Genomic DNA, 12,392 nt, shown 5'->3' with positions numbered 1-12,392 from the left:
CGCGGGGCACTTCACCACGCCTGTTCGTCGAGGGCGTCGACCGCCCACGCGTCCGCGTGGGGGCCGAACTCGTTCCTCGCCGCACGGGCAGCCAGTCGGGCGTTCCGCGCCCGCGCCTCCGGCCCGTCCGGCAGGTGGTAGTCCTCGCCGGCCCGCGCGGAACTGGCCTGCACCTTCGTGGCGGTGGCCAGCCGCCGGTGTACGTAGCGTTCGAGAGCGTCGGGTACGTCGGCCGGTGCCGCGCCGGTGAGGGAGTCTCCGAGCACGGCCGCGTCGACGAGCGCCTGTGCCGCGCCCTGGGCCTGGAAGGGCACCATCGCGTGGGCGCTGTCGCCGAGCAGGGTCACGCGCCCGATGTTCCAGCGGGCGAGCGGGGCGCGGGTGTGGATGCCGTAGCGGAACACCGTCCCCGTGCGTTCGAGGACGGCGAGCACCCGGGGGTCCCACCCGTCGAAGGCCCGCAGTTGTTCCCCCGGCTCGGCCCGGGCGGTCCAGGACTCCTGCGCCTTCTCCGCCCCGATGACACCCACGACGTTGAGCAGTTCCCCGCGGCGCACCCAGTAGTGGACGAAGTGCCGGCCCGGTCCGAGCCAGAGCGCGTACTCCGGCAGGTCCAGATCGGCGACCTTGTCGGCCGGAAGCAGCGCCCGGTAGGCGGCGGTCCCCGAGAACAGGGCCTCGTCCGCGCCGAACAGCCACTGACGGGCCGCGGACCTCACGCCGTCCGCAGCCACGACCAGATCCGCCTCCAGGCGCTCCCCGCCGGCGGTCGTCACGTGTGCGGACTTGTCGTCCTGTCCGATGCCCACGACCGCGGTGTTCAGCCGCACCGATTCGGACGGCACCGCGGCGGCCAGGGCCTGGTGCAGATCGGCCCGGTGGACCTGGAGGTACGGCGCCCCGAACGCGTCCTCGGCCTCGCGTCCCAGCGCGTACCGGCAGATCTCACCGCCGTCGGACCAGGTACGGAAGCTCAGCCGGGACGGCCGGGTTGACCGCGCGACGACCGCGTCGAGCAGATCCAGTCGCCGCAGCACCCGTGTGGCGTTGGGCGCGAGCTGGATCCCCGCGCCGATCTCGGTGAATCGCGCTGTCTGTTCGACCAGCGTCACCTCGCACCCGGCGCGACGCAGACTCAGCGTCGCGGCCAGTCCCCCGATACCCGCACCCACGACGATCGCCCTCATGCCCCCACCTCAGGTCGACGTCTTTCACGCTACCGGCGGACGACGGCCCGAGGCAGGCGCGCGACGACCCGAAGTCGCCGCGCGCCCCCGCTCAGAGTGGGGTGCGCTCCACCGGGATCCACAGCTCCGCGTCCGCCTGGGCCGCGTCCTGCGACAGCCGGGTGCGCAGGATCTCGGGGCCCGGGCGGCTCCGGTACGGATTGGACGGGAACCACTGGGTGAACACGTCCCGCCAGAGGTACTGGAGCGCCTGCGGAAACGGCCCGGAGTTCTCGAAGACGGCCCAGGTCCCGGCCGGCACGGTGAGTTCGTCCATGCCCTCGGGCACGGCGGCGCGGGTCACCGCGCCGTGGTAGTAGTCGAGTTCGGTCCCTTCGGCTCGGCTGTCGTCAAGATTGTCACTGACCGCGACGATCCCTTCCGGCTCCTGATCGGACAGGCTCTCGATCTCCCGCAGTGTTTCCTGACCGATGCTGCGGATGAAGTCGGCGATCGCCGGGTTCATCCCCTCGTGCACGAGGGGGACGCGGGCCTTCCTCCCGACCACCCGGAACTCCTCCTTCTCCACGACCCGATAACGCATGCTGCTGCTCCCTTCGACGACGAGTCGGAAGGACATCCGGGGCTGGGACCGTAGAGGCGCAGCGGTCCGCCGGGCCTCCCCGGGGCCGACGCCGTGCATCGCGCGGAACGCCCGCGCGAACGCCTCCCCCGAGCCGTAGCCGTAACGCACCGCGATCTCCAGCAGCGTCCGTTGGTCCGCCAGTACCTCGGCGCCCGCGACGGTCAGCCGCCGGCGCCGGACGTACTCCGACAGCGGCATGCCCGCCAGTGCGGAGAAGAGCCGTCGGAGGTGGTACTCCGACGTCACCGCGATCCGTGCCAGGTCGGCCACCTCGATCCGCTGATCGAGGTGGCGCTCGATGTGCTCCATGGCCTGGTTCAGCCGATCCAGCACCCCGGCCTCCTTCCCTTGCGATCACCACGTTAGGAAGGAACCACCTTGCCGGACCCGACATCCTGTGCCCGCTCCGGTCGGGTGGGGGGGGCCTGGCGGGCCGTGCCGAAGTCCTGGGCGCGGCAGGGGCCGGACCGGGCGGACAGCCGCTCGCTCGCCGCCGCGCGAGCGGGCCGGTGACGTGTTGAGACGTCCTGACAAGCCCGTTGACATCACCGCTGGACGGCTCCATAGTCATGCCACTAGAGCGCACTAGTGACGCGCGCCAGTCGTCGGGCCCAAGTCCGCATACTCACCCTGACCAGCACAGCGAGGTGCGAGGGACATGCACAGACACCATCGAGTCGCCGCTCTGACCGCCACGGTTGTGGCCGGCGCCCTGTTCGCCGCCGGCTGCTCCAGCAGCTCCGGTGGCAAGAAGTCGGAGGAGGGCGGGGACACCGCTGCCGCGGGCAAGGCCGACACCCCCCGCATGACCGTGGCCATGGTCACCCACGCCTCCCCCGGCGACACCTTCTGGGACCTCATCCGCAAGGGCGCCCAGGCGGCGGCCGCCAAGGACAACATCGAGCTCGTCTACTCCGCCGACCCCAACGCCGGCAACCAGGCCAACCTCGTGCAGAACGCCATCGACCAGAAAGTCGACGGCATCGCGCTCACCGCCGCCAAGCCGGACGCCATGAAGGACGTCGTCGCGAAGGCCACGGCCGCGGGTATCCCGGTCGTCGGCTTCAACTCCGGCGTCGGCTACTGGAAAGAACTCGGCATGCTGGAGTACTTCGGCCAGGACGAGAACATCGCCGGCGAGGCCTTCGGTGAACGCCTCGACGAGTCGGGCGCCAAGCACGCCCTGTGCGTCATCCAGGAGCAGGGGCAGGTCGCCCTTGAGGCCCGCTGTGCCGGCCTGAAGAAGGGCTTCGGCGGCACGACCGAGATCCTCTACGTCAACGGCACCGACATGCCCTCCGTGAAGTCGACGATCACCGCCAAGCTCAAGCAGACTCCTCCATCGACCGGGTGGTCACCCTGGGCGCCCCGATCGCGCTGACCGCCGTGCAGTCGGTGTCCGACGCGGCCGGCGAGGCCAAGGTCGCGACCTTCGACCTCAACAAGGACCTCGTGCGGGCCGTCCGGGACGGTGACGTCGAGTTCGCCGTCGACCAGCAGCCCTACCTCCAGGGGTACCTCGCCGTCGACAGTCTGTGGCTCTACGAGAACAACGGCAACTTCAGCGGCGGCGGCACCGCACCCGTCCTCACCGGCCCCGCCTTCATCACCCAGGAGAACGTGGACGACGTCGCCGAGTTCGCGGCGAAGGGCACCCGCTGACCGCTGCGGCCCCCATCAGCGCGACGGCACCGCCCGGCGCGGCCGGCATGCACACACGGTGCCGACCCGCTCCCATGCCCCCGGGCCACGCCCCCGGCAGCCATGCGATCACCGAGGCTCCCGGCGCCCCGCAGCCTCAGGCAGGCTCCTCCGGCGGCGGCCCACTGCTCCCCCGTACCACCAGCTTCGGCTCCAACACCGCCTCCTGCGGCTCCAGTTCGGGCTTCTCCAGCCGCTCCACCGCGAACCGCACCGCGTGCTCCGCCATGAGCCCGGCGTCCTGGCGGACGGTGGTCAGGCCGATCGGCATCAGGTGGGAGAGGTGGCTGTCGTCGTAGCCGACGACCGACAGGTCGTGTGGCACCTCGACACCGGACCGGGTCAGGGACATCAGCAGGCCCATCGCACTGCGGTCGTTGCCGGCGAGGACCGCCGTCGGCAGGGGCTGTCCCTGGTCGCGTTCCGCGAGGAGCAGGCGGCCGGTCTCGATGCCCGACTCCTCCGTGTGGTCACCGGGAACGACACGGGTCTCGGACTCCAGGCCGTGGCGGCGCATCGCCGCCCGGTACGCGCGCCGCCGCTCGGCCGAGCCGGGACCCCGGCCGCCGTCGATGTGCACGATCCGCCGGTGCCCCAGCTCGACGAGGTGGTCCATCGCCTGCCGTACGCCCTTGCCCTCGGCGGAGTGCACGAAGTCGACATGGGCGCGAGGGACCCGGCGGCTGACGGAGACGGCGACGGTACGGCGTCCCAGGCCTTCGAGGAAGTCGGGCTCGGCGAAGGAGCCGAGCAGGATCAGGGCCTCGCAGCGGTGGCTGAGCAGCGCCTCGACGGCCTTCTCCTCGCTGCGGCCCCGGGTGGCGCCGGAGAGAAGGACCTCGTAGCCGAGACGTTCGGCCTCGGGGTAGATGCCCTCGATGAGGTTGGTGTGGAAGGTCTGGTGGACGGTGAACATCACGCCGAGCGTGCGGCTGCGGCCGCGCGCCAGCAGCCGGGCCGCGCTGTCGGGCCGGTAGCCGATCTCGTCGGCGACCCGCAGCACCCGCTCCCGGGTCTCGTCGCTCGCTCCCGGCTGGTTGCGGAACACGATCGAGACGAGCGCCCGGGAGACGCCCGCCTTCGCCGCGACGTCCACCATCGTGGGCCGCTGCTTGCCCGATGCATCCACCTGTGACCCCACCCTCCGATCGCCGCCCACCTTAGGGCCTGCCCGGCGGATCGCACAGGACAGCCCCGGGTCGCCGGCTTGAAGCGCGGCTCGGGCACGGTGCCTCGCCCGCCGTGCCCGAGTGATCCCGTGCGTCAGGCCAGGGTCACCTCGACCGGCAGCTTCTTGATGCCGTTGACGAAGTTGGAGCGCACGCGCGGAACGTCACCGACGAGGCGGATGCCGGCGAGGCGCGGGATCAGCTCCTCGAACATGATGCGGATCTCGGTACGGGCCAGCAGATTGCCGAGGCACAGATGCGGACTGCCCTTGCCGAAGGTGACGTGGTCGTTGTCGGCGCGGGCGACGTCGAAGTCGTACGGGTTGCCGAAGACCTCCTCGTCGCGGTTGCCGGAGGCGTACCACATGACGACCTTGTCGCCCTCCTTGACCTGCTTGCCGCCGAGCTCGACGTCACGGGTCGCGGTGCGGCGGAAGTGGTAGACGGGGGACGCCCAGCGCAGGAACTCCTCGGTCGCCACCGGGATCAGGGACGGGTCCTCCTGGAGGCGGGTGAGCTGCTCCGGGTGCTGGAGCAGGGCCAGCATGGAGTGGGTGATGGTGTGGCGGGTGGTCTCGTTGCCGGCCACGACCAGGAGCAGGAAGTAGTTGTCGAAGTCCTGCGCGGAGAGCGGGACGCCGTCGCGCGGGATGGTGTTGACGAGCTTCGACACCAGGTCGGTGCCGTCGCCGCCGCGTCGCTGCCGGACCAGTTCGCGGCCGTACTCGAAGACTTCGAGGGAGGCGGGCGAGCGGAACGGCAGGTCGCGGTACTGCTCGCTCTCCGCGCTGTGCAGCAGGACGTCGGCGTAGTCGGGGTCGGTGTTGCCGATGATGCGGTTGCCCCAGTCGATGAGCCGCTGGTTGTCCTCCGGCGGGACGTCGAGGAGCCGGGCGAGGACGTTGATGGGGAAGTCGGCGGAGATGTCGGCGACGAAGTCGAAGGTGCCCTTGGCGAGGGCCGCGTCGAGGGTGGTGGCGGTCAGGCCGCGCAGGAAGTCGGTGTAGCTGTTGATGACGCTCGCGCCGAACTGGCGCTGGATCACGCTGCGCAGGGCGCGATGGCGGACGCCGTCCATTTCCAGGATGGAGGCGCGTTTCTTGATCTGGTCGTCGTCGACCTCTTCGAGGTTGACGAACCGGGTGGAGGTGAAGGTCTCGGCGTCGCGGTCGACGCGGGCGATGTCGGCGTGCCGGGTCACCGCCCAGAAACCGGAGTTGGGGGCCTCCTCCGGCTGCCAGTGCACCGGGTCCTGATGGCGCAGGGTGTGGAACATGCGCCAGGGGGTGACGCCGTCGGTGAAGTTGTCGAGGTCGGCGAGGTCCACGTCGTCCAGCGGCATGGGTTCCTGCACGGCTTCGCTGACGGAGGGGTGGGCGGAAGTGGTCATGAGGCTGGTTCTCCCGGGCTTCACAGGTGGTAGGCGTACTCGGTGAACTCCCAGTCGGTGACGTGCCGTTGGAAGCGTGCGACCTCGTCGCGCTTGTAGGTGAGGTATGAGGTGGTGAAGTCCTTGCCGAGGATCTCGGTCAGGGCGGTGTCCGCCTCCAGCGCGTCGAGGGCGGCGGACAGGCTCGTCGGCAGCACGGCCGCTCGGGCGGTGTCGTAGCCGTAGCCCTCCAGTGGGGCGCAGGGCTCCTCGCCCGCCTGGACGCCGAGCAGTGCGGCGGCGATCGTGCCCGCGATCAGCAGATACGGGTTGGCGCTCGCGTCGCCGAGCCGCAGTTCGAGGCGGGCGCCGGAGCCGCGCTCGGGCGGGACGCGGAGCATGGCGCTGCGGTTGTCCAGCCCCCAGTCGATCAGCCAGGGCGCGAGGGTGTCGGGGCCGAAGCGTTTGTACGAGTTGACCGTCGGGTTGGCGAGGGCGGTGAGAGCCGGGGCATGGGCGAGGACACCGGCGATCGCGTGGCGGGCGGTGCCGGACAGACCGTACTGGCCCGAGGGGTCGTCGAAGGCGTTGCTTCCCTGGTCGTCCGCGCAGGAGAGGTGGAGGTGGAAGCCGGAGCCGCCCGCGTCGTTGAAGGGCTTGGCCATGAAGGTGGCGAGGCGGCCCTCCTTGCGGGCGAGTTCCTTGACGGCGGCCTTGAAGCGGAAGGAGCGGTCGGCGGCCGACAGGGCCTCCGAGTGCGTCAGGTTGATCTCGAACTGGCCGCCGTCGAACTCGTGGTTGCCGTTGGTGACGCCGATGCGGAGGTCGCGGAGCATGCGCAGGGTGCGCAGCAGATGGTTGTCGGGGTCGGCGCGCAGGCCGGCCGTGTAGACGACGCCGGTGGCGCCCGAGTAGCGCTTCCAGCCGCTCGGGGACGCCGGGTCCTCGTCGCAGAGGAAGTACTCGAGTTCGGGGCCGACCACCGGGCGCAGGCCCTGCTCGGCGCACCGGTCGAGTACCGAGCGCAGCAGGTCGCGGGGCGATTCGGGGGCGGGTGAGCCGGTGGCCGGGTCGACGGTCTCGCCGATACAGGAGGCGACCCCGGGTTCCCAGGGCAGGGCGATCAGGGTGTCGAGGTCCGGGCGCACGGTGATGTCGGGCAGTCCGGCGTCCATGCCCCCGGGCACGGGGACGACGTCCCCCTGAGGTGAGGTGTGGTAGACGGCCCGGCAGAAGGCGAGCCCGTGCTCGCACGCCGTCGGCAGCTGGTCGAGCAGGACGTCCCGGGCACGGTCGGTACCGATGAGATCGGGGTAGGTCACCCGGACCACGTCGATGCCCTCGGCGGCTAGCCGCTCCTGGTACTGCCCGACGGCCGGTGTTTCGGATGCGCTCACCGTTGTCTCCTCGGCGGCTGGGGCCAATTGTTTGATGCCAAACGATAAGAACGACTCCATCGGTTCACAAGGGGTCCGTCGAAAAAATTATCCACCTGGACAGGTATTGACCAGAGAGGGACGGCTTCCTATGTTGTTTGAAGCCAAACGAGTCACGCTCCACCCCATCCCGACGCCCTGATTCCAGGAGGACCGGCCATGAAGGTCGTCGTCGACATGAACAAGTGCCAGGACCACGGACAGTGCGTCTTCGCCGCCCCCGACGTCTTCCAGTTCGACGAGAACGGTCGTCTGGCCTACGTCAGCGACCCCGACGACGCGCTGCTCGACGAGGTCGAGGAAGCCGCCGACGTCTGTCCGCTCCAGGCCATCCGGATCGAGGGCTGAGTCCCATGGCAGGACGCATGGTCGTCGCGGGCGCCTCCATGGCCGGGCTGCGCGCGGCCGAGCAGCTGCGCTCGGCCGGCTGGACCGGGGCGATCACACTCGTCGGCGACGAGCCGCACATGCCCTACAACCGGCCCCCGCTCTCCAAGGAGGTGCTGGCCGGCAGGGCGCCCTTCGAGTCGCTGGCCTTCCGCCCCCGCGCGAGCGTCGCCGACGTGGAGTGGCGCCTCGGCACCAAGGTCGTCGCGTCCCGCCTCGCCGAGCGGACCGTCGTACTCGACGACGGGTCGGAACTCTCGTACGACGGTCTGGTCGTCGCCACCGGTATGCGGCCCCGGCGGCTGGGCTGCCCCGGCCCGCTCGCCGGCCGCCACACCGTCCGCACCCTCGCCGACGCGCAGGGCCTGCGGGACGAGCTGACCCGGCCCGGTGCCCGGGTGGTCGTCGTCGGTGCCGGATTCATCGGCTGCGAGGTCGCCGCCACCGCCGTAGGACTCGGCGTCGCCGAGGTGACCGTCGTCGATCCGCTGCCGCTGCCCATGGTCGGCCCGCTCGGTGACCTGCTCGGACGTGCGCTGCTGAAGCGGCACGAGGAGCGCGGGGTGCGCTTCGCGCTCGGCACGGGCGTCGCCGGGTTCGAGGGCGAGGACCGAGTCACGGGCGTGGTGCTCGGGGACGGGACCGTCCTGCCCGCCGATGTGGTCGTGGAGTCGGTCGGTTCGCTCGCGAACACCGAGTGGCTCGACGGCAACGGGCTCGACCTGACCGACGGGGTGCTCACCGACGAGCAGCTGCGGGTCGGCGGGCGCCCCGACGTGGTCGCGGTGGGCGATGTCGCCCGCTTCCCCAACGCCCGCTACGACGGCGTACCGCGCCGCGTCGAGCACTGGTCCATCCCCACGGACACCGCCAAGCACGCGGCGAAGGTCCTCACCGGCGTCGAGTCGGCGCCGTTCGCGCCGCTGCCCACCTTCTGGAGCGACCAGCACGACTTCCGGCTCCAGTCCTTCGGCGCGCCCGTGCTCGGCCGGGACGACGTACGGGTCCTGGACGGCGACCCGGCCACGGACGTCCTGGCCGGCTACCACCACGCCGGCCGGCTGGTCGGTGTCGTCGCGCTCGGCGGTCCCGCCACCGTGTCCGCCGCCGCCCGCTACCGGGCCGAACTGCTCAAGCAGCCCGCTCTCACCGCGTAAGGAACCACCTGACCATGACCAGCGTCCGTGGATACTTCCACCCCAAGACGGCGAGCGGTGCCTCGTCGCTGATTCCCGCTCCGCCGTGGCGTTACTCGGGCGACCTGCTCACCGTCGAGTACCGCACGGATCCCGCGCGGGTGCGTGAACTGCTGCCGGAGCCCTTGGAGTTGGCCGACGAGGACCCCGGTGCGGTAGCCCTCGTCTGGGCCGACTGGCAGTCCTGCTCGGCATCGGGGGCGGAACTGCTCGACCCCGTGCGCTCCCAGTACAAGGAGGCCTTCGCGGTCGTCCGCTGCACGTACCGGGGGCGGACGTACTCGCGGTGCGTCTACATCTGGGTCGACAAGGACTTCGCGATCGCCCGCGGGCTGCACCAGGGCTATCCGAAGAAGCTCGGGTCCATCCATCAGACGCGGCCCCATCCGTACGGGCCCGCTCCGCGGATCGCGGCGGGGGCGCGGTTCGGGGCGACCCTGGCCGCCGCGGACCGGCGGCTCGCGCAGGCCGTGGTGACGCTTCGGGAGCCGTCGGAGACGAACGGGTTCGTGAACGGGCATCCCATGGCTCATCACCGGTGGCTGCCGTCGGTCGAGAAGGGGAAGGGGCTGGCGCTGGACGAGTTGATCGAGTCCGGGGCTGCCGACTTCGAGGGCGGGCAGCCGTGGGTCGGTGACGCCGAGCTGGAGTTGTTCGAGGCGCCGACCGAGGAACTGGCCCGGCTGACGATCGAGGAGCCGATCGCCGCGTATTACCGACAGGTGGGGGTCGTTTGGGACGGCGGGCGCTTGTTGGAATCCGGGTTGTCGGGAGCGGCTGCCGAGTAAGGCCGTCGTCGAAGTGCGGGCTGTCGTGGGCTGATCGCGCCCACGCGGCGGAGCCGCACATCGATACAGCCCCGCGCCCCCAGGCAAGTCGGCCTGGCACTCTTCCAAAAAGGAGCCCCCTCTCATGTCCGACAAAATCGTCGTCGCCGGCGTCGCCGTCGACACCCGGCACTGGATCGGTGGCCGACGGGTCGCCTCCAGCGACACTTTCACCGACGTCTCCCCCATCGACGGTCGTGTCCTCGGCGAGATCGCTCGCGGTGGTCCGGGCGAGGTCGAGGCCGCCGTCGCCGCCGCCCACGACGCCTTTCCCTCCTGGGCCGCCACCCCTCGTGCCGAACGCGCCCGCGTCCTGCACGCCATCGCCGACGGAGTCGAGAAGCGGCTCGAAGAGCTGGCGATCGTGGAGACCCATGACAACGGGGCTCTGCTGCGGTCGCACCGGCGGGGTGTGATGCCCCGGGTGGCGCACAACTTCCGGTTCTTCGCGGACTGGTTGTCGACGCTGGAGCACGAGGACTTCGAGACGCGTGGGCACACCAACCAGGTGAGTTGGGATCCGGCGGGGCCGTCCGTGCTGATCACGCCGTGGAACGCGCCGTTGATGCTGGCCACGTGGAAGGTCGCGCCGGCGTTGGCGGCCGGGAACACGGTGATCCTGAAGCCCGCCGAGTGGACGCCGCTCACCGCGTCGCTGTTGGCGGACATCGCCGCCGAGGCGGGGCTGCCCGCCGGAGTGCTGAATGTCGTGCAGGGGTACGGGTCGGAGATCGGTGACGCGCTGACCTCGCATCCGGACGTGCGGCGGATCAGCTTCACCGGTTCGGTGCCGACGGCCCAGCGGATCGCCGGGTCGGCCGCGCCGAACCTCACCCCGCTCAGCCTCGAACTGGGCGGCAAATCACCGCTGTTGGTGTTCGCGGACGCCGATCTGGATCTCGCCGTGGACCTCGCGGTGGAGCAGTACGACAACGCGGGGCAGGTGTGTCTGGCGGCGACACGGTTCCTGGTCGAGGAGTCGGTCGCGGAGGAGTTCACCCGGCGGTTCGTGGAGAAGGCCGCCACGCTCGTCCAGGGCGACCCGCGCGACGAGGCGACCGACATCGGGCCCAACATCCATGCCCGGCAGCTGGAGAAGATCGACGGGTTCGTGCGGCGGGCGGTGGCGGCGGGCGCTCGTGCGGTCATCGGGGGGCACCGGAAGGACGGGCAGTACTACGCGCCGACGCTGCTCACCGATGTCGCCCAGGACTCCGAGATCGTGCAGGAGGAGGTCTTCGGGCCGGTCCTGACGCTCCAGACCTTCACCGACGAGGACGAGGCGGTCCGGCTCGCCAACGACACCCGCTTCGGGCTGGCCGCCACCCTCGCCACCGGTGATCCCGAGCGTGCCGCAAGGGTCACCGCGCGGCTCGTCGCGGGCACGGTCTGGGTCAACTGCTTCTTCGTACGCGATCTGCAGGCGCCCTTCGGCGGCTCCCGCCAGTCGGGGGTCGGCCGGGAGGGCGGCACCTGGAGCTTCGACTTCTACTGCGACCTCAAGAACACCGTGACCGCACCGAACGGATGGAACCACCATGGGTGAGATCGTCGGGGCGGGGCTCCTCGCCCACGTCCCCACCATCGTCCTGCCGGAGGCCGACCGGCTGGAGCTGAACGAGGGCAAGGAGATCACGCTCGTCACCGGCCTCCAACAGCTCCGCCAGGACGTCTTCGAGCGTGATGCCGCCGACGACTACGACACCGTGGTCGTCCTGGACTCGCACTGGGCGACGACGGTCGAGTTCGTCGTCACCGCGCAAGCGCGCCGCGCCGGTCTCTTCACCTCCGAGGAGCTGCCGCGCGGGATGTGCCGGATGCCGTACGACTTCCCCGGTGATCCCGAACTCGCCCTGAACATCGAGAAGTTCGCGGACAAGCATGGCACCTGGATCACCGCGATCGAGGACGAGTACCTGCCGATCTACTACGCCACCATCAACCTCTGGAAGTTCCTCGGCGAGGGTCTGCCCGACAAGCGGTGGGTGACCATCGGGGTCTGCCAGACCGGGGACATGGAGGACCATCTGCGGCTGGGGCGGGCGCTCGCCGACGGTATCGCCGCCACGCCGGGGCGGCGGGTGCTGCTGATCGCCTCGGGCGCGCTGTCGCACACCTTCTGGCCGCTGCGCGAGCTGCGCGACCACGAGGCCAGCGACCCGGCGCACATCTTCACACCCGAGGCACGCGCGGCCGATCAGGAGCGGATCGGCTGGTTCAAGGAGGGCCGCCACGACAAGGTCCTCGACACGATGGACGAGTTCTGGAAGTACAAGCCGGAGGCCAAGTTCTTCCACTACCTGATGCTGGCGGGCGCGCTGGGCGAGCAGGCCTGTGTCGCCAAGGCCCGGCAGTACGGGGAGTACGAGAACTCCATCGGCACCGGACAGGTGCATCTGTGGTTCGACCGTCCGGCCGACGGCTGGACCGGCGACGACAGCGCCGGTACATCCACGGCCGCCGCCCCACGCAATCCCCACCCTCGCTTCTAGGAG

At 70.6% G+C, this 12,392-nt stretch carries 10 protein-coding genes and 1 pseudogene; 6 read left to right on the top strand and 5 right to left on the bottom strand.

Translation table 11 applies throughout. The annotated features are described in order from the left end of the window. Positions 1 to 11 precede the first annotated feature (11 nt). Both JIX55_RS43905 and JIX55_RS43900 read right to left on the bottom strand, forming a co-directional pair. Positions 12 to 1,187, bottom strand: a complete 1,176-nt coding sequence (locus JIX55_RS43905; protein WP_257568782.1) for an FAD-dependent monooxygenase — start codon at positions 1,185 to 1,187, stop codon at positions 12 to 14. Between the two features lie 91 nt (positions 1,188 to 1,278). Beyond that, on the bottom strand, positions 1,279 to 2,145 hold the full coding sequence (locus JIX55_RS43900) for an AraC family transcriptional regulator (RefSeq protein WP_257568781.1): 867 nt from the start codon (positions 2,143 to 2,145) through the stop codon (positions 1,279 to 1,281). A gap of 325 nt (positions 2,146 to 2,470) precedes the next feature. Here JIX55_RS43900 and JIX55_RS43895 point away from each other — a divergent pair. Further along, positions 2,471 to 3,474: pseudogene (locus JIX55_RS43895) on the top strand (substrate-binding domain-containing protein). Positions 3,475 to 3,610: 136 nt separating this feature from the next. Here the strand turns inward: JIX55_RS43895 and JIX55_RS43890 are convergent. The 3 genes from JIX55_RS43890 to JIX55_RS43880 all read right to left on the bottom strand — a co-directional run bounded on the left by JIX55_RS43890 (position 3,611) and on the right by JIX55_RS43880 (position 7,448). Continuing rightward, entirely contained in the window at positions 3,611 to 4,612 is a 1,002-nt protein-coding gene (locus tag JIX55_RS43890; protein WP_257569697.1) for a LacI family DNA-binding transcriptional regulator, read from the bottom strand. A 164-nt stretch (positions 4,613 to 4,776) separates the two neighbouring features. Further along, positions 4,777 to 6,072: a cytochrome P450 gene (locus JIX55_RS43885; RefSeq protein WP_257568780.1), complete on the bottom strand. Its 1,296-nt coding sequence runs from the start codon at positions 6,070 to 6,072 to the stop codon at positions 4,777 to 4,779. Positions 6,073 to 6,092: 20 nt separating this feature from the next. Further along, positions 6,093 to 7,448 (bottom strand): glutamine synthetase family protein, encoded by a 1,356-nt coding sequence (locus JIX55_RS43880; protein WP_257568779.1) that lies wholly within the window; start codon positions 7,446 to 7,448, stop codon positions 6,093 to 6,095. Positions 7,449 to 7,646: 198 nt separating this feature from the next. Between JIX55_RS43880 and JIX55_RS43875 the strand changes: the two genes are divergently transcribed. From JIX55_RS43875 to JIX55_RS43855, 5 genes are all read left to right on the top strand, one after another. Then, positions 7,647 to 7,835, top strand: coding sequence for a ferredoxin (locus JIX55_RS43875; protein ID WP_257568778.1), 189 nt, complete (start codon positions 7,647 to 7,649; stop codon positions 7,833 to 7,835). A 5-nt stretch (positions 7,836 to 7,840) separates the two neighbouring features. Continuing rightward, positions 7,841 to 9,031 carry an NAD(P)/FAD-dependent oxidoreductase gene (locus JIX55_RS43870; RefSeq protein ID WP_257568777.1) on the top strand — a complete coding sequence of 397 codons (1,191 nt, stop codon included), beginning with the start codon at positions 7,841 to 7,843 and terminating at the stop codon, positions 9,029 to 9,031. Positions 9,032 to 9,045: 14 nt separating this feature from the next. Then, complete coding sequence (locus JIX55_RS43865) at positions 9,046 to 9,858, top strand: acetoacetate decarboxylase family protein (RefSeq protein ID WP_257568776.1); 813 nt, start codon at positions 9,046 to 9,048, stop codon at positions 9,856 to 9,858. 124 nt (positions 9,859 to 9,982) lie between these two features. Beyond that, positions 9,983 to 11,443: an aldehyde dehydrogenase gene (locus JIX55_RS43860; RefSeq protein ID WP_257568775.1), complete on the top strand. Its 1,461-nt coding sequence runs from the start codon at positions 9,983 to 9,985 to the stop codon at positions 11,441 to 11,443. Further along, a complete protein-coding gene (locus JIX55_RS43855) occupies positions 11,436 to 12,389 on the top strand; it encodes a 3,4-dihydroxyphenylacetate 2,3-dioxygenase (RefSeq protein ID WP_257568774.1) in 954 nt (317 codons plus the stop codon). The genes JIX55_RS43860 and JIX55_RS43855 overlap by 8 nt, the downstream gene beginning before the upstream one ends. Positions 12,390 to 12,392 lie beyond the last annotated feature (3 nt).

The organism is Streptomyces sp. DSM 40750, from assembly GCF_024612035.1.
Taxonomy (GTDB): domain Bacteria; phylum Actinomycetota; class Actinomycetes; order Streptomycetales; family Streptomycetaceae; genus Streptomyces.
This window is presented reverse-complemented; position numbering and strand designations above follow the sequence as displayed.